The organism is Nonomuraea sp. NPDC051298 (genome assembly GCF_055586305.1).
Window position 1 is genome coordinate 124,389 of sequence record NZ_JBVJIM010000012.1, and the last position, 24,689, is coordinate 149,077.

19 protein-coding genes are annotated in these 24,689 nt (G+C 72.4%); 9 read left to right on the top strand and 10 right to left on the bottom strand.

Annotation, left to right across the window (positions count from 1 at the left end; translation table 11 throughout):
• Window positions 1-8: 8 nt before the first annotated feature.
• The 3 genes from ACZ6S0_RS30650 to ACZ6S0_RS30660 all read right to left on the bottom strand — a co-directional run bounded on the left by ACZ6S0_RS30650 (window position 9) and on the right by ACZ6S0_RS30660 (window position 3,107).
• Entirely contained in the window at window positions 9-1,340 is a 1,332-nt protein-coding gene (locus ACZ6S0_RS30650; RefSeq protein ID WP_465922787.1) for a hypothetical protein, read from the bottom strand.
• Between the two features lies 1 nt (window position 1,341).
• Complete coding sequence (locus tag ACZ6S0_RS30655) at window positions 1,342-2,262, bottom strand: LLM class flavin-dependent oxidoreductase (RefSeq protein WP_465922788.1); 921 nt, start codon at window positions 2,260-2,262, stop codon at window positions 1,342-1,344.
• Window positions 2,263-2,417: 155 nt separating this feature from the next.
• Window positions 2,418-3,107: a TetR/AcrR family transcriptional regulator gene (locus ACZ6S0_RS30660; protein ID WP_465922789.1), complete on the bottom strand. Its 690-nt coding sequence runs from the start codon at window positions 3,105-3,107 to the stop codon at window positions 2,418-2,420.
• A 44-nt stretch (window positions 3,108-3,151) separates the two neighbouring features.
• Here ACZ6S0_RS30660 and ACZ6S0_RS30665 point away from each other — a divergent pair, with 44 nt between their 5' ends.
• The gene (locus ACZ6S0_RS30665) at window positions 3,152-4,507 is read left to right on the top strand and encodes a DHA2 family efflux MFS transporter permease subunit (RefSeq protein ID WP_465922790.1); all 1,356 of its coding nucleotides are present in this window, start codon (window positions 3,152-3,154) and stop codon (window positions 4,505-4,507) included.
• A 79-nt stretch (window positions 4,508-4,586) separates the two neighbouring features.
• On the opposite strand, the gene ACZ6S0_RS30670 is transcribed toward ACZ6S0_RS30665, so the two are convergent.
• The gene (locus ACZ6S0_RS30670) at window positions 4,587-5,360 is read right to left on the bottom strand and encodes an inositol monophosphatase family protein (RefSeq protein WP_465922791.1); all 774 of its coding nucleotides are present in this window, start codon (window positions 5,358-5,360) and stop codon (window positions 4,587-4,589) included.
• 97 nt (window positions 5,361-5,457) lie between these two features.
• On the opposite strand from ACZ6S0_RS30670, the gene ACZ6S0_RS30675 reads away from it, so the two are divergent.
• The 5 genes from ACZ6S0_RS30675 to ACZ6S0_RS30695 all read left to right on the top strand — a co-directional run bounded on the left by ACZ6S0_RS30675 (window position 5,458) and on the right by ACZ6S0_RS30695 (window position 10,795).
• Complete coding sequence (locus ACZ6S0_RS30675; protein ID WP_465922792.1) at window positions 5,458-6,198, top strand: GntR family transcriptional regulator; 741 nt, start codon at window positions 5,458-5,460, stop codon at window positions 6,196-6,198.
• 161 nt (window positions 6,199-6,359) lie between these two features.
• Window positions 6,360-7,442 (top strand): hypothetical protein, encoded by a 1,083-nt coding sequence (locus ACZ6S0_RS30680; RefSeq protein WP_465922793.1) that lies wholly within the window; start codon window positions 6,360-6,362, stop codon window positions 7,440-7,442.
• Window positions 7,443-7,459: 17 nt separating this feature from the next.
• Window positions 7,460-8,602, top strand: a complete 1,143-nt coding sequence (locus ACZ6S0_RS30685) for a toxic anion resistance protein (protein WP_465922794.1) — start codon at window positions 7,460-7,462, stop codon at window positions 8,600-8,602.
• The gene (locus ACZ6S0_RS30690) at window positions 8,599-10,188 is read left to right on the top strand and encodes a vWA domain-containing protein (protein WP_465922795.1); all 1,590 of its coding nucleotides are present in this window, start codon (window positions 8,599-8,601) and stop codon (window positions 10,186-10,188) included. The genes ACZ6S0_RS30685 and ACZ6S0_RS30690 overlap by 4 nt, the downstream gene beginning before the upstream one ends.
• Window positions 10,175-10,795 carry a hypothetical protein gene (locus tag ACZ6S0_RS30695; RefSeq protein ID WP_465922796.1) on the top strand — a complete coding sequence of 207 codons (621 nt, stop codon included), beginning with the start codon at window positions 10,175-10,177 and terminating at the stop codon, window positions 10,793-10,795. The genes ACZ6S0_RS30690 and ACZ6S0_RS30695 overlap by 14 nt, the downstream gene beginning before the upstream one ends.
• A gap of 52 nt (window positions 10,796-10,847) precedes the next feature.
• On the opposite strand, the gene ACZ6S0_RS30700 is transcribed toward ACZ6S0_RS30695, so the two are convergent.
• Window positions 10,848-12,956 carry an alpha-galactosidase gene (locus tag ACZ6S0_RS30700; RefSeq protein WP_465922957.1) on the bottom strand — a complete coding sequence of 703 codons (2,109 nt, stop codon included), beginning with the start codon at window positions 12,954-12,956 and terminating at the stop codon, window positions 10,848-10,850.
• Between the two features lie 167 nt (window positions 12,957-13,123).
• Here ACZ6S0_RS30700 and ACZ6S0_RS30705 point away from each other — a divergent pair, with 167 nt between their 5' ends.
• Window positions 13,124-14,026 carry a siderophore-interacting protein gene (locus ACZ6S0_RS30705; RefSeq protein WP_465922797.1) on the top strand — a complete coding sequence of 301 codons (903 nt, stop codon included), beginning with the start codon at window positions 13,124-13,126 and terminating at the stop codon, window positions 14,024-14,026.
• Between the two features lie 99 nt (window positions 14,027-14,125).
• Here the strand turns inward: ACZ6S0_RS30705 and ACZ6S0_RS30710 are convergent, their stop codons facing one another.
• Window positions 14,126-14,980: a hypothetical protein gene (locus tag ACZ6S0_RS30710; RefSeq protein WP_465922798.1), complete on the bottom strand. Its 855-nt coding sequence runs from the start codon at window positions 14,978-14,980 to the stop codon at window positions 14,126-14,128.
• Window positions 14,981-15,295: 315 nt separating this feature from the next.
• Here ACZ6S0_RS30710 and ACZ6S0_RS30715 point away from each other — a divergent pair, with 315 nt between their 5' ends.
• Together ACZ6S0_RS30715 and ACZ6S0_RS30720 are read left to right on the top strand one after the other, a co-directional pair.
• Complete coding sequence (locus tag ACZ6S0_RS30715) at window positions 15,296-15,619, top strand: STAS domain-containing protein (RefSeq protein WP_344873518.1); 324 nt, start codon at window positions 15,296-15,298, stop codon at window positions 15,617-15,619.
• A 291-nt stretch (window positions 15,620-15,910) separates the two neighbouring features.
• Complete coding sequence (locus tag ACZ6S0_RS30720; RefSeq protein WP_465922799.1) at window positions 15,911-17,332, top strand: RNB domain-containing ribonuclease; 1,422 nt, start codon at window positions 15,911-15,913, stop codon at window positions 17,330-17,332.
• A 43-nt stretch (window positions 17,333-17,375) separates the two neighbouring features.
• Here ACZ6S0_RS30720 and ACZ6S0_RS30725 read toward each other — a convergent pair whose 3' ends face one another.
• The 4 genes from ACZ6S0_RS30725 to ACZ6S0_RS30740 form a co-directional block, all read right to left on the bottom strand.
• Window positions 17,376-17,963 carry a TetR/AcrR family transcriptional regulator gene (locus tag ACZ6S0_RS30725; protein ID WP_465922800.1) on the bottom strand — a complete coding sequence of 196 codons (588 nt, stop codon included), beginning with the start codon at window positions 17,961-17,963 and terminating at the stop codon, window positions 17,376-17,378.
• Window positions 17,964-18,115: 152 nt separating this feature from the next.
• Window positions 18,116-20,011 (bottom strand): ABC transporter ATP-binding protein, encoded by a 1,896-nt coding sequence (locus ACZ6S0_RS30730; RefSeq protein ID WP_465922801.1) that lies wholly within the window; start codon window positions 20,009-20,011, stop codon window positions 18,116-18,118.
• Between the two features lie 746 nt (window positions 20,012-20,757).
• A complete protein-coding gene (locus ACZ6S0_RS30735; protein WP_465922802.1) occupies window positions 20,758-23,481 on the bottom strand; it encodes a DEAD/DEAH box helicase in 2,724 nt (907 codons plus the stop codon).
• A gap of 235 nt (window positions 23,482-23,716) precedes the next feature.
• Complete coding sequence (locus tag ACZ6S0_RS30740) at window positions 23,717-24,652, bottom strand: diacylglycerol/lipid kinase family protein (protein WP_465922803.1); 936 nt, start codon at window positions 24,650-24,652, stop codon at window positions 23,717-23,719.
• Between the last annotated feature and the right edge of the window lie 37 nt (window positions 24,653-24,689).

Consider the following 24,689-nt stretch of genomic DNA (forward strand, 5'->3'; position numbering starts at 1 on the left):
CCTGAGAGCTAGTAGAAGATGGTCCTCCTGTCCAGGACCTTGCCCTTCGCGTCGTACGCGACGAAAACGGCCGCGAACGGGTCGACTCCCTCGGCGACGGCGAACCACCTTCGCCCGCCAGGCACCGATGGCGGCCCGAGCACCACGGTGGACGCTCGCCTACCGGGTGGGCCCTCGATCTCCAGACGCGCGACATCGCTCCGGACGGCCCCGACCGGGACGTGCCGGTCGAGAGTGATGCCGATGCCGCTCACGATCTCGATCGCGCCCCGCAGGTCGTCGGGGTTGACGTCACCGTCGCTGTCAAGACTGTGATCGCCGCCCACGGAGCGTAAGCTCACCTGCACGCGGTCGTCGCGCTCCTTGACGCCCACCGCCCATACGCCCGTCGCGGTGCGGCCGGAGGCGGCCATCCGCAGACCTGCGTCGAGCAGCTTCCGCGCCGGATAGGCGGTCACCGTGGCGCGGATCCGGTCGAGGTCGCGTGCGTCCACCTCCCGCAGCCCTTCCACCAAGGCATCGACGTCCTCCTCCGGAACCCCCTCGGCGCGCAGGACGGCCAGCGTGTCCTTCTCCCGCCAGACGCGGGCCGTGGGGGTCCGGTCGTACGACTCGGCGAACGGCGGCGGCCCGGCCGCGCCCGTCACACCCCGCATCGGTCGTGGCCTGCCAGGAGACAGGGCGCCCATCAGCGCCTCCGCGAGCGGGGTGTGGCGGACCAGGGTCAGCTCCAGCCGGGCGCCCGACCGGCGGTCGCTCCACGTGAGCGTCGTTCCGGCCCCCGGGGACATCTCCCAGAACTGGCCCAGGCTTATCCCGCCGGACGCGAGCGGGCCCAGGTCGCTCGGCACGCCCTCGGTACCGATGGTCGGCCGCGAACCGTTCTGGACGAGCGCCTTCGCGGCCCGGATGAGCTCGCCGTCCGACAGGCCGCGCCCGAGCACCCCGTAGAAGACGGACTCCATGGCGCCGAACGGCCGGACCGGCCAGGTGATCCACCGATGCGGGCCCGTCCCGCCGATCTCGGCGTCCGCAGGTCCGCCGGGCAGCGGGCGGCCCCCGCGCGGCTGCGCGCCCGCCCAGTCGGCACTGGCGTGATAGAGGGCCGTCAGCAGCCGTCCGTGCAGCACCTCGCCGGGACGGCCGTAGACGGCGAGGTCGTCGCCTCCGATGAGCGAGTGGGTGGAGACGGACTCCAGGTGGAGGCCGGGCGGCGGCGCGGCAGGGGCCAGGGCTGACAGCGGAGCCCGCACCTCGGTGTGCGGCACGGGGAGGTCGCCCGGCGCCGCCGACCCGACAGCCAGCAGCAGCACCGTGACCGCGACGACGGCGCGGACCACTTCAGTCCTTCTGCAGCTTGGGCAGGATCGTGGTCAGCGCGTCAAGTGCGCCCGCGCGTACCGCGTAGCGCGTGATGCCCCAGCGCCTTTCGTGCTCCCGTACGGCGGCCAGGATCTCGTCCTCCGTGCCGACGAGCACGAACGGCGCGGCCAGCGCCTCCGACTCGGTCATCCCGAGGCTCCGGGCGAGGTCCGCGACCGCGGCGCCGGCGTCGTCGGTCACCTGGAAGCGCTGGACGAGAGCCTCGAGGGCCGGAGCCGCCGCCCGCCCTGCCGCTCCCGCGGCGACGTGGTCGAGTTGCGCCTCCAGCTCGTGGGCCCGCCAGCGCACCTCGTGGTTGTGGCCGTCGCCGAGTGTGCGCCCGAAGCCGGTGAGGCCGACCGTGTCGGCATGCTCGCCGGCCCAGCGCAGCAGCCGTGCGTTGCTGCCGCCGATGGTCAAGGGGATCTTCGCCTGCACGGGTCTCGGCCGCTCCAGCCGGGCAGAGCGGGCCACCAGCTCCGGCGTGTCGACGTCGACCTCCTGGCCGTCCAGCAGCGCGCGAACCGCCTCGGCCACGGCCACACACCGCCGCACCCGGCCCCCGACGTCCGGGCGGCTGCGACCGACCGCCTCCCACTCGGCGGGCGTGTGGCCCGCCCCCAGCCCGAGGCGGGCCCGGCCGCCGGACAGCACGTCAAGAGTGGCGAGGTCGGTGGCGAGCAGGATGGGCTCGCGGATCCCCGCGTTCGACACGTAGGAGCCCAGGCCGATCTCCGAGGTGACCGAGGCCGCCGCGGCCAGCGCGACGAACGGCGAGGCCGCGACGCCGGGGTGGTCGGGGGCGAGCAACGCGTCAACTCCGATGGCCTCGCATCGTCGCGCCAGGTCGGTCCAGGAATCGACGACGGCAGGGTCGGCTTGAACGGAGAACTTCGTCATTCACCCAGCTTGCCGTCACCTCAGAGGTGGTTTCGGGGGTTTCCGCTGTCGGCAGATCGCAGGCTCGATCACGGCGGGGACACGGCGGAGGCGCGGCGGAGGCGCGGCGGGGGCACGGCCCGCGGGTGCGCGGCCGGGGCTGCCGTCAGACGGCTCTATGTCTGAGGGAGCACGCCTTCGATGCCGTCGAGCACCAGGTTGAGGCCGCGTTCGAAGTTGTCGTCCGCGCCGCGTACCCCCTCCTCGATCATCGGCGCGAGCCGCGGGAACTCCCCGCCCGCGACCAGCTCCCCGATGTACGGCTCCGCCAGCGCGGCCCGCTCCTCGTCGTTGATCCCCTCGGACCTGGGCGCTCCCCGTTCGAGCGCCTCCCTGATCACGAACCCGGTCATGTAGTCGTTGAACACCGCCAGGAACCGCCAGCACGTCAGCCGGTCGAGGCCGAGCCCGTCGAAGGCGGACAGCTTCTGCTCCACGTGCCGCAGCCCGTTCGGCCCCACCGCCACCCGCTGGGAGATCAGCTCCACCCGCCACGGGTGGCGCCGCACCAGCTCGCGCTCCCGCCGGGCCATCAGCAGCAACGCCTCCCGCCACGAGGACGGCAGCGGCTCCTCGACCAGCACCTCCGCGCTCACCTCGTCGAGCATCAGCGCGAGCAGGTCCTCCTTGCGCTCGATGTAGGAATAGAGCGTCATCGCCCGCGCGTCCAGCTCGGCGGCCACGCGCCGGATCGAGACCGCGGCCAGCCCTTCCGCGTCGGCGACCGCGACGGCCGCGGACACGATCGCCTCCCTGGTCAGCGCCGGGCGGCGGGGTGGCGAGGGACGCGACCAGATCGAGCTCACCCGCCCGATTCTAGACACCGTACGGAAGTGCTACGGTGTACGACATGCGATACAGCGTACGAACCCCGCTCTGGGCCACCGGCCTGGTCGTCCTCCTCGGCGTCGTCATGACGATGCTCGACACCACGATCGTCAACGTCGCGCTCGGCGTCCTGACCAGCGAGTTCCGCGCCACGTTCGCCACCATGCAGTGGGCGGTCACCGGCTACCTGCTGGCCCTGTCGATGACGGTGCCGGTCACGGGGTGGGCGGTGGGCAGGTTCGGCGGCAGGAGGGTGTGGCTGGTCTCGCTCGTGCTGTTCGTCGCGGGGTCCGCGCTGAGCGCCGCCGCCTGGTCGGTCGGGAGCCTGGTCGCCTTCCGCGCGGTGCAGGGGCTGGGCGGCGGGCTGCTGCTGCCGGTGGGCCAGATGATGCTGGCCCAGGCGGCGGGCAAGGAGCGCATGGGGCGCGCGATGGCCGCGATCTCGGTGCCCGCCATGCTGGCGCCGGTGCTCGGGCCGCCGCTGGGCGGGGTGATCGTGGAGGGGCCGGGCTGGCGGTGGCTGTTCCTGGTCAACGTGCCGGTGTGCGCGGTGGCGCTGGTGGCGGCGTACGTGCTGCTGCCGCGTACGCCGGCCGCGAGCCCGCGGCGGCTCGACGTGCCGGGGCTGGCGGTGTTGTCGCCGGGGCTGGCGGCGGTGGTCTACGGCCTGGCCGAGATCGGCAACGGGGCCTCGCCCCTGCATCCCGCGCTGTGGGCCGGGGTGGCGCTGCTCGCCGCGTTCGCGGTGCGGGCCCTGCGGAGCACGGAGACGCTGCTGGACCTGCGGCTCTTCGGGAACAGGGCGTTCGCCACGGCGGTGACGGCGCTCGTGTGCTATTCGGCGGCGATGTTCGGCTTCACCGTGCTCGTCCCCCTCTACAGCCAGCTCACCCAGGGCGGGACCGCGCTGGAGGCCGGCCTGCTGATGGCCCCGATGGGCATCGGGGCGGCGATCACGACCCCGCTCGCGGGCAAACTCGCCGACGCCAGGGGAGCGCGCGGCGTCGGCGCGGCGGGCGTGGTCGTGGCGGTCGCGGGCATCGCGGGATTCGCCGCCTTCGCGGGCCCCGTGCCGATGTTCGTCCTGGGCCTCGGGCACGGGCTGGTGTCGACCTCGCTGATGGCGGCCGCGTTCAGGACGCTGGAGCCGGTGACCATACCGGCCGCGACCACGTTGAGCACGATCGCGGTACGCCTCGCCGCCCCGCTCGGGGTCGCCGTGCTCGCGGTGCTGCTGCAGGTCTTCACCAGGACGGGCGTCGAGCACCCCTTCTGGTACGCGTTCGGCGTCACGATCGTGCTCGCGGCCGCCTCGCTGGCCCCGATCGCGCTCATGGGGCCGAAGGCGTGGCGATGCTCCGCGTCGGCGTCCGCCTGACGGACCGCCCGCGCCCCGGCCGTCCCGCTTCGGGGGGCGCGGGTCAGCCCCCGCTCGCCGTGGAGTGACGCGCCCGTGGTCAGGCGGGGGTCAGTTCGGCCAGTGCCGAGCCCTTCAGGTCGAACCCGCCCACGTGCGCCAGGTAGTCCCCCTTGGTCAGCGGGTCCCCGACGTACACCCCGCCCGCCTGCCGCACCAGCAGCGCGCCCGCGGCCACGTCCCATGGGTTGGCGCGCGTCCCGTAGGCGGCGTCCGACCAGCCGGCGGCGACGTGCGCGAGCTTCAGCGCGGCGCTGCCGACCCTGCGTACGGCGGCGAACGAGTGCACCAGCCGCCCGTAGCGCCGCAGCGCGTCGTCACCGTCGGTGTCGAGGTCGAGCGGCGTCGGGTAGCCGGACAGCAGCATGGCCTCCCGGTCGCCGCGCGCCCCCTTGCTGCGCAGGGGCGTGCCGTTGTGCCAGGCGCCCTCGGTGGTGGCGGTGAACTCGTCCTCGCGTACGGGGTCGTACACGATGCCCGCCACGAGTTCCCCGCGCACGGCGGCGGCGACGGAGACGCAGAAGAACGGCAGCCCGGCGGCGAAGTTGGCGGTGCCGTCGATGGGGTCGACGTACCAGACGAGGTCGCCGGAGCCGGTCGTGCCGCCCTCCTCGCCCACGACCGCGCTGCCGGGGGTGCGGGCGTCGATGACGGACCGGATGGTGTCCTCGGCGGCCCGGTCGTGTTCGGTGACGGGGTCGTGGAAGTCGCGCTTGGTGGCCACGCCCGGCCGGGACCTGAAGGCGGCGCGCAGCCGGGGACCGACGGCCCTGGCCGCCTCGGTGGCCGTGTCGAGCAGATAAGTGACGTCCATGCCCTTTCCCCTACCTCACGTACGCCCGCGGCACGCGCCCCCAACCCCAGCACGACGCATTTGTCTGGACATTATGACCTCGGTTAAGCTGATCAGCATGACCGCCAACCTCGCCATCGACCTGGACCGATCCAGCCCTGTGCCGCTCTACTTCCAGGTGGCCGAGCAGATCGCCGAGGCGATCCGGCGAGGTGACCTGGCCCCGGGCTCGCGGCTGGACAACGAGATCCTGCTGGCCGACAAGCTGGGCCTGTCGCGGCCCACGATCCGGCAGGCCATCCAATACCTCGTGGACAAGGGCCTGCTGGTGCGCAAGCGCGGGGTGGGCACGCAGGTGGTGCACGGGCAGGTCAAGCGTTCGGTGGAGCTGACCAGCCTCTACGACGACCTGCGGCGGGCGGGGCAGGAGCCGGCCACGCAGGTGCTGGCGCTGGAGCCGCGCCCGGTGGAGGAGGACGTCGCCCAGATCCTGGGCGTGGAGCCGGGCGCGCAGATCCTCTACCTCGAACGGCTGCGCTTCGCGGCGGGCGAGCCGCTGGCCGTGCTGCACAACTGGCTGCCGCTGGGCCTGGCCCAGCTCACCGCCGCCGACCTCGAGGGCCGCGGCCTGTACGAGCTGCTGCGCGGCGCGGGCGTACGGATGCGGGTGGCCAACCAGCGCATCGGCGCGCGGGCGGCGACCCAGGCGGAGGCCCGGCTGCTGGAGGAGCGCCGCGGGGCGCCGCTGCTGACGATGATCCGCACGACGTACGACGACCAGGGCAGGGCCGTCGAGCACGGCTCGCACATCTACCGGGCCTCGCACTACTCCCTCGAGGTCACGCTCATCGAGCGCTGACGGGGGCGAGGAGGGCCACCGGCGCTCGCCACCGAGGAGGGCCCTCCGCCCGCCGTGAACGGCGCATGAATTCTGACGTACGGTCTCCTTTCGGACCGCGCGGGCCCGTGATCACCCTTCCATAATTTCCTCATGGGGGTCATTTCACGAAAAGGGGCTCGATGAAGCGGTGGGTCGGTGTCATTCTGGCGGTGGTTCTGGCCGGGGTGGCGGCGGTCGCCATCATCGTCGGGAACCAGAGTGACGACCCGCCCGAGCTGGTCGCCGTGCGCGGCGTGATCGGCTCGGAGAAGAAGCCGTTCTTCGACGACCCGCGCGTGCGGGCGGCCTTCGCCAGGCACGGGCTGCGCGTCGAGGTGGACACCGCCGGCTCACGGCAGATCGTCTCCGGCGTGGACCTGGGCGGGTACGCCTTCGCCTTTCCCTCCAGCGTTCCGGCCGCCGAGAAGATCAAGCGTGACCGCGGGGCGACGACCACGTACTCGCCGTTCTACTCGCCGATGGCGGTGGCCACGTTCGAGCCGATCGCCGAGCTGATGACGAAGGCCGGCGTGATTCGCGACTCCGGCAGAGGCTATCAAATCCTCGACATTAAAAAATATCTGGACTTAGTAGCTAAAGGCACCCGATGGGATGAAATTCCGGATAATTCGGCTTATCCGGCGCGCAAGCGGGTGCTGCTCACCACCACCGACATCCGTACCTCCAACTCCGCCGCGATGTACCTGTCGGTGATCGGTTACGTGGCCAACGGCGAGGACGTCATCAGCTCCGACGCCCAGATCGACAAGATCGCCCCCGTCGTCGCCCCCGCCGTGCTCGACCAGGGCTTCTCCGAGTCGACCAGCGAGGCGTCGTTCGACGACTATCTCGCGCTGGGCGCGGGCAAGACCCCGATGCTGGTCGCCTACGAGGCGCAGTACCTGGCCCACGTCTTCGCCGGCGACGGCGCCATCAAACCCGACATGCGCCTGGTCTACCCGTCGCCGACCGTCCTCAGCAAACACACGCTCGTCCCCCTGTCCGCCGACGGCGGCCGGGTCGGCGAGCTGCTCACCAAGGACCGCGAGCTGCAGTCCCTGGCCGCCCGGTACGGCTTCCGCACCACCGACCCGCAGGCGTTCGCCGGCCTGGTCGCCCAGACCAGGGCGCCGGCCGCCGCCGACCTGGTGGACGTCGTCGAGCCGCCTGCCTACGAACGGCTCGACCGGCTCATCACCACCATCGACAGAACCAGGCCCTAGCAAGGAGATCCCGCAACGTGTCCGATCTGGTGCTCACGCCGCCCGAGCCGGTCACCCCGGTCCCCGCCGAGACGGCGGCCACGATGCTGCCGATGGCCGAGGAACGCGCGGCCGAGCTGACCGCCAAGGCGCGCGAGTTCACCGGGGAGCTGGACGGCATCGACCCGCGCTCACCGGAGTTCTCCCGCAAGGTGCACGACATCTCCTCGATGGGCGACACCGAGATCAAAGCCGCCTCCCAGGTGGCCAACCGCATGCTCAAGCGGCCGGTCGCGGCCCTGGACGCGGCCCGCGGCGAGGGCGCCGACGCACAGTCCAGGGTCGCCGACGGCCTGGTGGCGCTGCGCCGCACGGTCGTGGACCTCGACCCGAAGCAGGCGTCCGGCGGAACGCGCAAGCTGCTGGGGCTCATCCCGTTCGGCGACCGGCTGCGCGACTACTTCGCCAAGTTCCACTCCGCGCAGAAGCACCTCGACGACATCATCCGCGCGCTCAAGTCCGGCCAGGACGAGCTGCTGCGCGACAACGCCGCCATCGAGGGCGAGAAGGCGAACCTGTGGGAGGCCATGACGCGGCTCCAGGAGTACGCGATCATGGCCAAGGCGATGGACGCGGCCCTGGAGGAGCGCATCGCCGTCGCGAGCGAGGAGCAGGCCACCGCGCTGCGCTCCGACGCGCTGTTCGCCGTCCGCCAGAAGCACCAGGACCTGCTCACCCAGCTCGCCGTCTCGGCGCAGGGCTACCTGGCCCTCGACCTCGTACGCAGGAACAACCTGGAGCTCAGCAAGGGCGTCGACCGCGCCACCACCACGACGGTCTCGGCGCTGCGCACGGCCGTCACGGTGGCGCAGGCGCTGGCCAACCAGAAGCTCGTGCTCGACCAGATCACCGCGCTGAACGCGACGACCAGCGACCTCATCCTGGCCACCAGCGAGATGCTGCGCACGCAGGCCGGCGCGATCCAGAACCAGGCGGCCTCGACGACCGTGGACCTGGACACCCTGCGGCGGGCGTTCGACAACGTGTACGCCACCATGGACCTGATCGACGACTTCCGCGCCAAGGCCGTGGACAACATGGCGGTCACCGTCGACAGCCTGTCGTCGGAGCTGGAGCACGCCAGGACGTACGTGGAGCGGGCCAGGGAGTCCGGTCAATGACGAGCCGACGAGTCCGGCCGATCGGCGGGAGACGGCCCGCCCTGCTCCCCGTCCTGCTGCTGACCGCCACGTTGGCCGCCGCCTGCGGCACCGGCCAGGAGGAACCCGCCGACGGCCCCGGCGTGCTGCGCATCCTGGCCGGCAGCGAGATCAAGGACCTCGAACCCCTGCTCCAGCGCGCGGAACGCGAGGCCGGTGTCCAGGTCAAGCTCACCTACACCGGCACGCTCGACGGCGCCGAGCAGGTCGCCGCCGGTCGCGCCGACGGCTCGCTCGACGCCACCTGGTTCTCCTCCAACCGCTACCTGTCCCTCATCGACGGCGCCCAGGCCAAGTTGTCCACCCAGACCAAGATCATGGTCTCGCCCGTCGTCCTGGGCCTGAACCCGGCCAAGGCCATCGAACTCGGCTGGAAGGACAAGCCGGTCACGTGGGCCGACATCGCGACGGCGGCCAAGGACGGCAGGTTCAGCTTCGGCATGACCAACCCCGCCTCCTCCAACTCGGGGTTCTCCGCCCTGGTCGGCGTGGCCGCCGCGCTGGCGGACGCCGACGGGGCGCTCAGCGCCGAGCAGGTCGCCGCCGTGACACCCCGGCTCAAGGAGTTCTTCTCCGCGCAGCGGCTGACCGCCGGCTCCTCGGGCTGGCTGGCCGACGCCTTCGCCCGCGACTCCCGCGTGGACGGCATGGTCAACTACGAGTCGGTGCTGCTCAGCGGCGGGCGTCCGCTCACGCTCGTCTACCCGGGCGACGGCGTGGTCAGCGCCGACTACCCGCTCACGCTGCTCGCCTCCGCCCCGGAGGCCAAGAAGACCCTGTACGGCAAGCTCACCGCCTGGCTGCGCACCCCCGCCGTGCAGAAGGAGATCATGACCGGCACCAACCGCCGGCCGATCGCCGGCGGCGTCCCGCTGGACCAGCGCTTCGGCGCCGCCCAGCTCATCGAGCTGCCCTTCCCCAACCGGCGCAGCACGGCCGACGAGCTGATCGCCACCTACCTCAACCAGGTGCGTGTGCCGCCGGAGACCAGGTTCGTGCTGGACACGTCGGGCTCGATGAAGGGCGAGCGGATCGAGGCCCTGCGGCAGGCGCTGGTGGCGCTGACCGGCGCCGACACCTCCGCCTCCGGCGCCTTCACCCGCTTCAGCAACCGCGAGTCGGTGACGATGATCCCCTTCAGCGGCTCGCCGCGCAGCCCCGTGCCGTTCACCGTCCCGGCGGGCGACCCCGCGCCCGTGCTCGCCGACATCAGGAGCTTCGCCGAAGGGCTCGAGGCGGCGGGCGGCACCGCCATCTTCGACAGCCTCAAGGCCGCCTACGACCAGCCGGTCACGCCGGGCCACTACAGCTCGAACGTCCTCATGACCGACGGCGAGAACACGGACGGCGCCATTTACGCCGACTTCGAGGCGTACTACCGGTCCCTGCCGGAGGAGCGGCGGCACACGCCGACGTTCGTGGTGCTGTTCGGCGAGAGCGACGTCGACGAGATGCGCCGGGTGGCCGAGCTGACCGGCGGCGCCGTGTTCGACGCCCGCAGCACCTCGCTGACCAGCGTGTTCAAGGAGATCCGTGGCTACCAGTGAGCGGATCCTGCGCTACCTGGGCTCCACCAGGAACATCGTCGGCTCCTGCCTGGCGCTGCTCGGCCTGCTGGGCCACTTCCTGGGGCTGACCGGCGCGCTCTGGCCGGTCGTCGTGGTCGCGCTGTACGGGGCCGGCGCGCTGCTGGCCCCGCCCGACCGGGTACGGCTGACGATCTCGCACGCCGAGGTCGAGACGCGCGCCCTGCGCGAGGACCTGGACGGCCTGCTGCGCCGCGTCGAGGGCCGCTTCCCCGACGACGTACGGGCCGCCGTGCACGCGCTGGCCGACGTCATCGGCGGCGTGCTGGCCAGGGCCGAGCAACTGACCGCCTCCCCCGACCAGTTGCACGTGGTCTCCCAGACGATCCGCCGCTACCTGCCCGCCAGCCTGGAGGCGTACGCGAACCTGCCCCGCCGCTACGCCCTCACCCGGCGGGCCGGGCGGGAACGCAGCGCGCACGAGGAACTGCTGGCCCAGCTCGCCCTGCTCGACGCCCAGATGGGCAAGGTCGCCGAGGCGATCCACCGGGGCGACGAGCAGGCGCTGCGCGATCAGGGCCGCTTCCTGCGCGACCGCTTCGGCGGCTCCGACCTCGACCTGAACTGACCCGCGCCCCGGCCCACGCCCCGGCCCGCGCCCCGGCCCGCGAGCGCGCGGGTCAGACCCGTTCCGCCTCCAGCAGCAGCACCGACGCCGGCCGCAGGGCCGGGGCGGGCAGCCCCAGCTCGGCCAGCACCGAGCCCGGCACCCGGACCGGGGCGGCGGCCCACTCCGGCATCGCCGCGCCGCCGGGGACCGGCCCGGACGGGCGGACCTCGTACCGGGCGGCGGGGTCGAGACCGGGCAGCCGCAGCGGGGCGGGCGCCGACTCCACCCGCGAGGTGAGCTGCGCGTAGGCGAACACCGCCCGCTCGGGCAGCACCACGCCGTGCAGCAGCGCCGACGGGTCGGGGTGGTCGGCGCGCACCACGCGTCCCGCGTGCAGCAGCGGACGCAGCCGCTTGTGCAACGCGATCCAGACGGCCAGCCCCTCCAGCTCCTCCCGGCTCGCCGAGGTCAGGTCCCACTCCACACCCATGTGCCCGAACAGCGCGGTCGCGGCGCGGAAGTCCAGCGGCAGCGACCGGCCGGTGACGTGGTCGTGCGGCGCGCCCACGTGGCAGCCCATCCGCTCCGGCGGCACCAGCAGCCCGGTCCAGCGCTGGATCGCCTGCCGGTCGAGCGCGTCGTTGCTGTCGGAGGTCCACACCCGGTCGGTGCGCGCCAGGATGCCGAGGTCGACGCGCGCGCCGCCGGACGAGCACGACTCGATCTCCAGGCGGGGGTGGCGGCCACGCAGCTCGTCCAGCAGCCGGTAGGTGGCCAGGGTCTGCGCGTGCACGCCGGGCACACCGCCGTGCACGGGTTCGGCGATGTCGCGGTTGTGGTCCCACTTGATGTAGTCGAGCGCGTACTCGCCGACCAGGGCGTCGAGGCGCTCCAGCAGGTACGCGTACGCCTCGGGCCTGGCCAGGTCGAGCACCTGCTGGTGGCGCTGCGGCGGCGGCAGGCGCTCGGCCCGGCCCAGGATCCAGTCAGGATGCTCGCGGGCCAGGTCGGAGTCCGGGTTGACCATCTCGGGCTCGAACCACAGGCCGAACTGCATGCCCAGCTCGCGTACCCGGTCGGCCAGCGGGTGCAGGCCCCGCGGCCAGACGTCCGCGTCCACGTACCAGTCGCCCAGCCCGGCCCGGTCGTGGCGGCGGTGGCGGAACCAGCCGTCGTCGAGCACGAACCGTTCGATCCCGGCCGCCGCGGCCCTGCTCGCCAGCTCCAGCAGCCGGTCGAGGCCGTGGTCGAAGTAGGTGGCCTCCCAGTTGTTCAGCGTGACCGGGCGCACCGGCAGCGGACGGGCCGCCCGCTGGTGGTCGTGCAGCCGGGCGCTCGCGTCGTCCAGCCCGCCGCCCGACCAGGTGAAGTACACCCACGGCGTACGGTAGCTCGCGCCCTGGGCCAGCACGACCTCGCCGGGTTCGAGCAGCTCGCCCGCCGCCAGCAGCGACACACCCCCGGGCAACCGCTCGGCGTAGTGGACGTGGTCGCCGCTCCAACCCGCGTGCACCCCCCACACCTCGCCCGTACGGAACCCGAACCCCCTCGTGCCCGCCACCAGCAGCCCGGTGCCGTCGTGCCCGGTACGGCCCCGCCGGTTCTCCCTCGACCACACCCCGTGCGCGAACGCCCTGCGCTGCGGCACCTTCTCCAGCGCCCATCGCCCGGTGAAGTCCAGCAGCTCATCGGCCCGCGCGGGCACGGGCAGCGCGCACACCAGCCCCGCCACCCGGAACGGCGTCCCGGCCGCCGCGCCACCCGGCGTGTTCGTCAGGGTGTGGCGCATCCGGACCAGGCCGCCGCCGTCCATCAGCAGTTCGGTGACCAGCCCGAGACCGGCCCGCTCGTCGGCGGCCACGACGGTCACCGTGCCGCCCGAGCCGGGCTCGGCGTCGACGTCCAGGCTCCGCACGGTCCACCGGACCGGCCAGTGCTCGCCGTCCCGTCCGCCGGACAGGCCCGGCCGCCCGTACCAGGAGTCCCCTTGGGCGGGCAGCAGCGGCACGGCCGGGACCGCCAGGACTGGCACGAGATCGGCCCCGGCCACGCCGTCGGACGTGCCGCCGTGAGCGCTAACGTGAGCGCTGCCGGGATCGGCGCCGAAGTGCACCACGCGCGGCAGTCCTGGGCCGGAGTCGTCGAGCACCAGTGCGGCGCCCGCCGCTGAGAGGATCACGGGAGACAAGTGGGGCTCCTTACTCGGGGGGCAGGCGTGGGGGCCTGTCTCTGTTTCCAGCGCTATGACGCTACCGCGCGCCCCCCGGGCGCTCGAAGGGCGAGTGGCCGAAACCCGCGCCATCGTTTAGGTTAGGCTCACCTAAATAGAGAACGGAGATTTCGGGGATGACCGAGCCTTTTCGCATGTTCGACGTACGGGTGGACCGGCTCGAACGGCTCAGCCCGACGTTCCTGCGGGTGACCTTCACCGGTGACGACCTGCACCTGTTCGCCGACAACGGATTCGACCAGCGGATCAAGCTCATCCTCCCGATCCCCGAGCACGGCTTGGCCCACCTGCCGACCGGCCCCGACTGGTTCACGCGGTGGCGCGGCCTCGACTCCGCCCGGCGCAACCCGATGCGCACGTACACCGCCAGGCTCGTCCGCCCGCGATCCGCCGAGGTGGACGTGGACGTCGTCATGCACCCCGACGGCGGCCCGGCCGCCCGCTGGGCCGAAGGCGTGCGGCCCGGCGACGTGGCCGTCCTCTTCGGCCCCGACAACCGTTACGAGGCCCGTCACGGCGGCCTGGAGTTCCACCCGCCCGCAGGCACCGGCTGCGTGCTCATCGCCGGCGACGAGACCGCCGTGCCCGCCATCTGCGCCATCCTCGAACGGCTGCCCGCCCACCTGAGCGGCGAGGTGCTCATGGAGGTGCCCTGCGACGACGACGTCCTGCCGGTCGACTCCCCCGCCCCGGTCAAGGTGACCTGGCTGGCCAGGAACGGCGGCGAGCGCGGCGCCGCCCTGATCCCCGCCGTCAGGGCCGCCGCCGCCCGCCTCCTCCCGCCGCCGCCCGCCTCCGCTCCCGCCCCCTTCGACGACGTGGACGTCGACGCCGAGGAACTGTGGGAGGTGCCACCGGAGGAGCCCGCCGATCACGGGCCGCTGTACGCGTGGCTGGCGGGCGAGGCGGGCGTCATCAAGACCCTGCGGCGGCACCTGGTGGCCGAACGCGGCATGGACCGGCGGTCGGTGGCCTTCATGGGCTACTGGCGTCTGGGCCGCTCCGAACAGAACGAGTGACACCTCACAGAACGAGTGACGCCCGACAGAACAAGTGACACCCGACAGAACGAGTGACACCCGGCGGGCGGGACCAGGGCCCGGCGCCGCGTGCCCGGCTCAGGTCAGGCGCGGTTCCGCCGAGCCGCCCAGCACCGCTCGCAGTTCCGCAGGGGTGGGCGGCTTCGCCCAGGTCACGCCCGGCCCTCCGGCGGTGATCAACTCGGGCACGATCTCGCGCAGCAGCGTCCCGGCCGTGGCGTCCGGCCGGGCTTGGCGGGCCGCGCGGTACAGGTCGAGCACGCGGGCCAGGTCCAGCATCATCGTGTTGCCCTCACCCGCCGGGGCGGGGCCGGCCGGGGCGCCGTCAGGCGCCGTGGGGACGGGCACGCGCACCATCAGCGACCCGGACTCGGCCGCGCCCGCCCCGGACGCGGCGGCCCCCGGCCCGGGGACACCCACGGCTGCGGCTGGCCTGGGGACCCCTGCGGCCGCGCCCGGCCCGGGGACGCTCAGGGCCGCGCCCACCTCGGCGGCGAACCCGGGGGCGTCCAAGCCGTCGACCTCGCCCTCCAGCCAGCCGGGCCGCAGGTGCAGCACCCCCGGCCGCTCGGCCCCCGCGACGTGCTCCATCAGCGCGGCGACCGTCCCCTGCGGGTCGTGCATCGCGGCGTCCCCCCGGGCCGCGAAGGCGTCGGCGAACAGGTGCAGGGAGATCAGGCGCGGCGGATCGTACGTGGTGAGCACGCCCAGCTCCCTTTCCAGCCGTACCTGGTCGCCGCCCTCGTGGCAGGCCCGCAGCCCCTCCAGGAACGCCGCCTCCGCCTCCGGGGTCAGCAGGAACTCCCAGTCCCACGTACGCTCGGGCTCGAACCCGCCCTCGGCCTCACCGCCCACCCGGTCCCGGCGGAGCCACCACACCACCACGCCCACGACGGCGGCGCTCAACAATATGACGGCGAATGCGAATAACACGGTGTTCGTCCCCCTAAATGCATGTCCCCGCGTACAAATCAGGGCTAGCAGCGTAGTGTGATCAATCCCATCAAGCTCGGAAATTTCCCCAAAATACGATCAGCCGTACCGGCCCGGCCACGAACCAGCCGGGAATTCCCTCGTCCCGGATTCAAGAGCCGCCCTCACAATGTACGGAGTCCGGCATGTACACTCCATTCCGGAAGCACACGGTCGCTCTAAGTGACACAACGCAAGACATCTGGTGCCTACGACAAGGGCGGGTCAGCGCCACCGGCACGGTGATCCCGGCCCTGGGAGAGCGCGGAGCCGGAGATGGATCCACTGCACCTGACCACCAGCCGCCACGACGGCACCCTGACCGTGAACGTGTCCGGCGAGCTGGACATCGCCACCACCGAGATCCTGCGCAGCCACCTGCTCGGGCTGCTGCGGGAGGCCGGGCAGTCCCGGCGCGGTGACATGGCGCTGGTCGTCGAGGTGAGCGGCCTGACCTTCATCGACGCCGCCGGGCTCGGCATCTTCGTCTGCGCCCGCAACCAGGCACTCGACCAGCGCACCCCCTTGCGTATCGAGGGGGTGCCGCCCGGCATGCGCCGACTCCTACGCATCACGGGCCTCGACCAGCACCTCACCTGACCGCCCCACCCCCTACCGGCCAGTCCCCTCCCGCCCGCACCCCTACCGGCCAGTCCCCTCCCGCCCGTACCCCTCGCTCCCAGCCCCGCCCCGCCAGTCCTGTCCCGCCTTCGCCCCTGTGTCTCGTCCTGTCCCACCCGCCGTCCAGTTCTGTCCCACCTCCGCCCCTGCGTCCGGTCCTGTCCCCGCCTCTGCCGTCCGCGCCTGCCCTGCCCGCGCCTGCCGCGTGCCTCGGGTCACCCCGCCCCACCCCTCGCCCCGCCTTCAGCGGCGGCCGGTAAGTTATCACGCGTGCCAACGATTCAGGTTCCCGATGAGATACCCCCCAGGCTCGAAGACGGGTTCGACCGGATCAGGCGGGAGCTGAGGCTGCCCGGCGGTTTCCCCCGCGCCGTGCTCGACGAGGCGGCCTGGGTGGCCAAGGTGCCGAGGATGGACGCCAAGGACCTGTCCGACCTGCCGTTCGTGACCATCGACCCGCCCGGCTCGATGGACCTCGACCAGGCCCTGCACCTGGAGCGGCTGCGCGCCGGATACCGCGTCTGGTACGCCATCGCCGACGTCGGCGCCTTCGTACGCCCCGGCGGCGTCATCGACACCGAGGCCCGTACCCGGGGCGAGACCGTCTACCTGCCCACCGGCAAGGTGCCGCTGCACCCGCCGGTCCTGTCGGAGGACGCCGCCAGCCTGCTCCCCGGCGCCCTGCGCCCGGCCGTGGTGTGGTGCGTCGACCTCGACTCCGACGGCCGCACCGTGGGCACCGACGTGCGGCGCGGCCTCGTACGCAGCCGTGAGCGCTACGACTACGGCTACGTCCAGGCAGTACACGACACCGGCACCGCGGACGGCGTCCTGGAGCTGCTGGCCGAGATCGGCGAGCTGCGGCTGGCCCTCGAACGCGAGCGCGGCGGCGTCACCCTGCCCACCCCCGACCAGGAGGTGGTGCACGACGACGGCGGCTACCGGCTGGAGTTCCGTCCGCCGCTGCCCGCCGAGGCGTGGAACGCGCAGATCTCGCTGCTGGCGGGCATGGCCGCGGCCGCCATGATGCTGGACGCCGAGATCGGCATCCTGCGGGTGCTGCCCCCGCCGCAGCCCGGCGACCTCGGCAAGGTCCGCCGGGTGGCGCGGGCGCTGGACGTGCCGTGGCCGGAGGGCGCGGGATACGGCGCCGTGGTGCACGACCTGGATCCGAGTCAAGGGCGGCACGCGGCGTTCCTGCACGAGTCGAAGGTGCTGCTGCGCGGCGCCGGTTACGTGGCCTTCGACGGCGCGCCACCCCGGATGGCCGGGCACGCGGCGGTGGCGGCACCGTACGCGCACGTCACGGCCCCGCTGCGGCGTCTGGCCGACCGCTACGCCACGGAGGTGTGCCTGGCGATCGCGGCGGGCGAGCCGGTGCCGTCCGACGTGCGGGCGGCGCTGCCGGTCCTGCCGGAGCTGATGTCCACCTCCGGGCGGCGGGCCGGGTCGGTGGAGCGCGCGTGCGTGGACCTGGTGGAGGCGTTCCTGCTGCGGGACCGGATCGGGCAGGCGTTCGAGGCGGTGGTTATCGACGTGGACGAACGGCGCGGCGGCGGACAGGTGCAGCTCGTCGACCCGGCCGTGATCGCCCGCTGCGACGGGCAGCTCCCCTTGGGCGAGCAGGTCACGGTACGCCTGACCCAGGCCGACCCGGCCACCCGCGAGGTCCGCTTCGCCCTGAGCCCCTGAGCCACTGACCGCCCCGAGGTGGCCGACGAGCCGCCCGGCCCGTTCAGCCGGTACCGGCCGGTGGCCGCATGCCTTCGCAGACCACCTCCGCCAGCCGTACCGCCCCGCCCCTGGCCCGCGCTCTCCGTTCGGCGGCCAGGCAGCCCCGCAGCAGGTCGTGCACGTCCTGCGCGGTCAGGTCGGCGCGCACCGCGCCCACCCGCTGCGCCCGCGACAGCAGCCTCGCCAACGCGGCGCCGAAGTCGGCCGCCAGCGTGGAACCGGGCCGCAGCGTCATCCCTGAACCGCTCTCCAGCATGTCGCAGAGCGCCTGGTTCGAGGCGGCCTGATCGACCACCTCCGCGAACCAGCCGAAGAACGCCCGGCCCGCGTCCTCGGCGGTGGCCCGCGCCCGCGCGTCGGCCACGAACCGCTCGACGCGCCCCACCAACACCGCCTCGACCAGCGCCTCCTTCGTCGGGAAGTGCCGGTAGACGGTGCCGACCCCGACCCCGGCCTGCCGCGCGATCTCGTCGAAGGAGGTGGTGAGGCCGTCGCTGGCCAGCGCCTCCTGCGCGATCTGCAGGACGCGTTCGCGGTTGCGCCGGGCGTCGGCGCGCAGCGGCCTGGCGGCGCTGTGATCGTCGCCCATGACCTCGACCTGCTTTCGACCTGCGGCGCGGCAAACGGAGCGAACTCTCCGATTCTATCCGGAGATTCCCGGACATACAGCCGTAAAGTGGCCGCCAGACGTGACGGCACCCGCCCCGTGGATCGGGACGGGTGCCGCTCCGCGACCACACCTCAGGGCGACGCGCCCGGACGGCTGCGGCCGTACGACCACGCATCCGAACGAACCCCAGCCGGAGCCACCTCGGAACCGGTCCCCGCCGGAGAAACCGCCGGAGACCCAGCCGGGGACCCAGCCGGAGACTCAGCCGGACCAGGTGGCGGCGCACCCGTCCCCGGCTCGGGCGAAGACCCACCGGACCCGGACTCGGGCGGACGTGCCCCCGAGCCGCCGCCCGGCGCGGACGTGCCAGGACGTCCGGCGCGGGAGTGCGCGCCGACCCGCCTGAGCCGGATGCGCTCCTCGCGCGGCACCGGCTCCAGCTCCAGCACGCGCGCCCCCTTCGGCGCGTACCGCAGGTCGTGCGTGATGAGCAGCGTGGCACGTCCGGCCATGAGCCGCCGCATCGGCCGCATCACATGGCCGGCGGTGGCCACGTCGAGCCCGGTCATGGGCTCGTCGAGCACCAGCACGGGCGTGTCACGCAGGATGGCCCTGGCGATCGCGATCCGCTGCCGCTGCCCGCCGGACAGGAGCCGTCCCCGCTGCCCCACCGGCGTGTCGTAGCCCTGGGGCAGCATCTTGACGAAGTCGTGCACCCCGGCGGCCTCGGCCGCCCTGATCACCTCGTCGAGCGAGGCGCCGGGCCGGCCGTAGGCGATGTTGTCGCGTACCGACCCGGAGAACAGCAGGGTCTCCTGGTGCAGGACCGTGACGTTCTCGCGCAGCGACTCCCGCGTCAGGCCCCGGACGTCGGCGCCGTCCAGCAGGATGCGGCCGGAGTCCGGGTCGTAGAAGCGCAGCAGCAGCTTGGTCAGCGTGGACTTGCCGGCCCCGCTGGGCCCGGTGACGACCACGACCTCGCCGGGCTCGATGGTGAACGACACGTCCCGCAGCGCGGGACGTCCCCGGCCCGGGTAGGTGAAGCCGACCCCCTCGAACGCGATCCGGCCCGCGCTCCTGCCCGCCGCCACCGCGTCCTCGGCGTCGGCGACCGCGGGCCTGGCCCGCAGGACCTCGATGACGCGATCGGACCCCGCCGCCGCCTCCGACACCGTCAGGGCCAGCTCGCCCAGCCCTTGCACGGCCGGGTAGAGCAGGGCCAGGTACGCCGCGAAGGACAGCAGCCCGCCGAGCGTCAGCCGGCCCGCCGCGATCTCCCACGCGCCGAACCCGAGGATGACGATCAGGCAGACGGTCTCGATGACCTGCACCGCCGGGTTGTAGAGCCCCGACAGCCAGGCTTGGGACATGTTGGCCCGCAGCCAGCCGCGGCCCTCCACGTGCAGCCGCCGCGACTCGGCGCCCTGCCGGTTGTACGCCTGCACGAGCGGCTGGTTGGACAACCCCTCCTCCAGGACGCTGTTCATGGCCCCGTTGCTGGCGCGTTCGCGGGCCGCGGCCGTCCTGAACCGGCCCGCGAACGCCTTGGAGACCACCAGGAAGAGCGGGATCAGCGCCATCGTCAGCAGCGCGAGGTCCCACCGGATGAAGAAGGCGGCACCGGCGAAGAAGACGACGCTGGCGAGCGTGGTGATGACCTTGACGAGTCCGGACCCGACGAGTTCCTCGATGGCCTCGACGTCGTCCGTCATGCGCGCCATCAGGTCGCCCAGCCGCCGCTTCTCGGAGAAGTCGGGCGTGAGCGTCTGCAGGTGCGCGTACACCCGGTCGCGCAGGGCCAGCAGGAACCGTTCGCCGCCCAGCGCGGTCGCGTACGCTCCCGCGAAGGACGTCACCCCGGCGATCGCCGCGAGCCCGAGCCAGATGAACGCGGGACCCCAGAAGGCGGTCAGGTCCCGGGTCGTCAGCACTTCGTCGGTGATGTGGCCGAACAGGCGGATCGCGGCGACTTCGCAGAGCGCTGCCAGGATGGCGAACAGCACCCCGGCCACGAATAGCCGGCGCAACCCGTGGGTGTCCGGCCAGAACTCGCGAAATGTACGGCGAACGGAAATCGCCGGCGCGAGTTCACGGCCGGAGACGTTCAATGAGAGCCGGCGGCTCAGCCGCCGGCTCTCAACGGGGCGTTCTAGCACCCCCACCACCTACGCGGGGCGCAGCAGCACCACCGCCGCCAGCGACGCCGACGGCGACAGCCCCATCCTTGCTGGAAGCCGACCTGAGTCAGGTGGGTGTTCGCCATGATTCCTCCCCCGTTGGCGGAACACTGACAAATCGGACGTTAGCACCCCAAATGCGATAAATCAGCAGATATTCTCTGATTTCAGGAAGGCTTGACCGGTAAAACCCGACCGGAAAGGCGATGTCGACAAACGCGTAAAGCCGCCCACCAAGAGGTAAAAGCACAGAACGAGGTCACCCCACAGCAAAAGATGCTCTTGAGAACAACCACCCAAGAGCATCCCGGCCCAGCCCTCCGAACCCGCCCGCCAACCGCCGACGACACCACCCCAAAAGCAACCTCAGGCCAGGACGACATCAGGCGAATGGCGGCGTGCGGCCCGAACGCCGTCAGGCGATAAACGACGCCAGGCCGGAACCACCTCCGGCCACGACGGCGTCCGACCGGAATGCGCCCCCACCGAAACGACGTCAGGGCGGAAACCGACCTCCGCCCGGAACGACGTCAGGCCGGAACGACGTCAGGCCGGAACGACGTCAGGCCGGAACGACGTCAGGCCGGAAAACGACCTCAGGCCAGCGACGAGTAGGCCACCACACCCCGCCGCATCGCGTCCATCGCCTTCACCGACGTCTGCCTGATCTTGCTCCCCGGCGGCGCCGCGTTCCCGAGCTGCCCGAGCAGGTCCATCAACTGCTTGATCCAGCGCACGAAGTCACCGGCCGCCAGCTCGTTGCCGTTGACCCCCTCCATCAGCACCGCGTCGAGAGTGTGCCCCTTCGTCCACCGGAACGCCGCCCACGCGAACCCCAGATCCGGCTCCCTGATCGTGGACAGCCCGTGGTCGGACTCGATCCCCTCCAGCTCTCCCCACAGCCGGATCATCGCCGACAGCGCGTCCTGAGCCCGCCCCGCCGGGATCTTCGGCCGCCGGGTGTCGTCGGACGCCCGCGACTCGAACACCAGCGCCGACACACACGCCGCCAGCTCCGCCGGCTCGAGCTCCTCCCACAGCCCCTTGCGCAGGCACTCCGCCGTCAGCAGGTCCAGCTCGGTGTAGAGGCGGCCCAGCCGCCGCCCCTCGTCGGTGACCGTCTCGCCGTCGAGGTAGCCGAGCTGCTCCAGCACCGTGCAGATACGGTCGAACGTACGCGAGATGACGTGCGAACGCCCCTCCACCCGACGCCGCAGCCCCTCGGTCTCGCGCAGCAGCTTGTAATAGCGCTCAGCCCACCGCGCGTGGTCCTCCCGCTCGTCACACCCGTGGCACGCGTGCTGGCGGATGCGCCGGCGCAGCTCGTTGACCTCGTCGTCCTCGACCGTGTGATCACGCGCCCTGGCCGGCTTGCCCAGGTCACGGTCACCGAGCTTGGCCAGCAGCGTCGAGACCAGGTTGGCGCGCTCCTTCGGCGAGCGGCCGTTGAAGTTCTTCGGGATGCGCAGCCTCTCCAGCGGCTCCACCGGAACCGGGAAGTCCGCCGGATCGAGCTTCTTGACCTGCTTGCCGATCGTCAGCACCAACGGGCTCGGCCCCTGCCCGCGCGGGTTGCGCCCCGGATCCAGCACGATCGCCAGCCCCGCCCGCCGCCCGCCCGGCACCCGGATCACGTCACCCGGCTGCAACGCCTCCAGCGACCGCACCGCCGCCGCCCGCCGCGCCGCGCCGCGCTGCCGCGACAGCTCCGCCTCGCGGTCGGACAGCCGCCGCCGCATCGCCGCGTATTCAGTGAAGTCGCCCAGGTGGCACGTCATGGCCTCCTGGTAGCCCTCCAGGGCCTCCTCGTGCTTGCGCAACTGCTTGGCCAGCCCCACGACCGCCCGGTCGGCCTGGAACTGCGCGAACGACTCCTCCAGCAGCGCCCTGGCCCGCTCCCGCCCGAACTGCCCGACGAGGTTGACCGCCATGTTGTACGAGGGCTGGAAGCTCGACCGCAGCGGATACGTACGCGTGCCCGCCAGCCCCGCCACCGACAGCGGATCCATGCCCGGCTGCCACAGCACCACCGCGTGGCCCTCGACGTCGATGCCGCGCCGCCCCGCCCGCCCGGTGAGCTGGGTGTACTCCCCCGGCGTCAGGTCGGCGTGCGTCTCGCCGTTCCACTTGTCCAGCTTCTCGATCACCACGCTCCTCGCCGGCATGTTGATGCCCAGCGCCAGCGTCTCGGTGGCGAACACCGCCTTGACCAGCCCACGCGTGAACAGCTCTTCGACGACCTCCTTGAACGCCGGCAGCATGCCCGCGTGGTGTGCCGCCAGGCCCCGCTCCAGGCAGTCGCGCCACTCCAGGTAACCCAGCACCGCCAGGTCCTCGTCGGGCAGGTGCGCGGTGCGCTCGTCCACGAGCTGCCTGATCTCGTGGCGCTCCCGATCGTTCGTCAGCCGGATGCCCGCGTAGAGGCACTGCTGCACGGCCGCGCCACACCCGGCCCGCGAGAAGATGAACGTGATCGCGGGCAGCAGCCCCTCGGAGTCGAGCTTCTCGATCACCTGCACCCGGTCGGGCGGGCGCGAGCGCTGCGGCCGGCCATAACCCCGCCGCCCCCGCCCGGCGGTCAGCCGCTCGGCGTCGCGCGTCACCCGCATCAGCGTGGGGTTGATGCGCGGCGTCAGGTCGTCGGTCATGAACAGGTCGTAGACCAGGTTGCCGACCATCATGTGCTGCCACAGCGGCACCGGCCGGTGCTCGTCGACGATCACCGTCGTGTCGCCGCGCACCTCGCCGAGCCACTCGCCGAACTCCTCGGCGTTGCTCACCGTCGCCGACAACGCCACCAGCCTGACCGAGTCGGGCAGGTGGATGATGACCTCTTCCCACACCGCGCCCCGGAACCGGTCGGCCAGGTAGTGGACCTCGTCCATCACCGCGAACCCGAGCCCCGCCAGCGTCGCCGACCCCGCGTACAGCATGTTGCGCAGCACCTCGGTGGTCATCACCACGATCGGTGCCTCGCCGTTGACGCTGTTGTCGCCGGTCAGCAGGCCGACCTTGGCCGTGCCGTAGCGTTTGACCAGGTCGTTGTACTTCTGGTTGGACAGCGCCTTGATGGGGGTGGTGTAGAAGCACTTACGGCCCTGCTCCAAGGCCAGGTGCACGGCGAACTCGCCGACCACCGTCTTGCCCGACCCCGTGGGCGCCGCCACCAGGACCCCGTCACCCGCTTCCAGGGCTCGGCAGGCGTCGAGCTGGAAGTCGTCCAGCTCGAAGTCGTAGAGCCCTCGGAACGATGTGAGAGCGCCCCCGTCGTCCCCGTGTTTCTGACGGAAGGCCGCGTAGCGTTCCGCTGGCGTTGTCATACCCGTCAGCCTACCGAAATCGCCATTCCGGTCCGTCCCGCCCATTCCGGCGCGGGCAGCCGCTTCGCCCCATCCGTCACGGCCTGACGTACTTTGTCGTTCCTGCCCATGGCGGCCCGTCCCGCCTCTCCGTCTCGTGCCCGGCTCCGTCGCCGCGAAGTGGCCTGCGGGGAGGGCGAGTGCCCGTCCCCTGGTCAGCACGGCGCTCCGGCCCGACGCCTTTACATTGTAGATTTCAAACGATGACCCGCAGCGCACCCGGGCGGACCTCGCACCGCATCGGCACCTCCCCCACCCGTTCGCCATCGGCGTAGGCCACCACGCCCGCTCCCCCGGCCTCCGCCACCTCCACCAGCACGCCGCGCACCCGCCAGACTGACACAGCCCGGTGTCCGACATGCGTCCCCCGGTAGACCTTGGGGAACACCCGCAGGAACTCCGCCGTGGACACGGCCCCCACCATGACCACGTCCAGCAGCCCGTCGTCCGGCCGGGCGCCGGGCGAGACCCGCATCCCCGCACCGTACGAGCGCGTGTTCGCCACCGCCACCAGCATGGCCTCCCGCTCGACCACCTCGCCCCCGTCGAGGGTCACCCGGAACGGGATCGGCCGGAACGACCGCAGCTCCTGCGCGGTCGCCACCACGTACCGCGCCATGCCCGGCGGCCAGGTGAGGCGGTTGGCCCGTTCGTTGACCCGCGAGTCGAACCCGCAGCACACCACCCCCGCGAACAACGCCTCCACCGGGCCGCCCCCGCCCGCCGAAGCGCCCGCCTTGACGCCCGTCTCGATGTGCGCGGCGTCCACCAGCCGCGTCTTCATGCGCAGCACGGTCCTGGCCGCAGCCATGACGTCCCTGCGGGGCAGGCCCAGCGCGGTCGCGATGTCGTTGCCGGTCCCGGCCGGGATGATGCCGAGCGGCACGTCGGTGCCGGCCACCGCCTGCACGGCCAGGTGCACCAGCCCGTCGCCGCCGAACGCCACCAGCGCGTCGGGGCGCTCCGAGACGGCGGTGCAGGCACGGGCGAGCGCGTCGGCGGCGTCATCGCCGACGATCACCGACAGCTCGGCCCCTCCGGCGCGCAACCGGCGCGCCACGGGCTCGAGCAGGCGCAGCGTACGCCCGCCGCGGGCGGCGGGGTTGACGAGCAGCACGATATGTGGGGACACGCCCGGAACTTATCGCCATTCACGCGAATCCGGAACG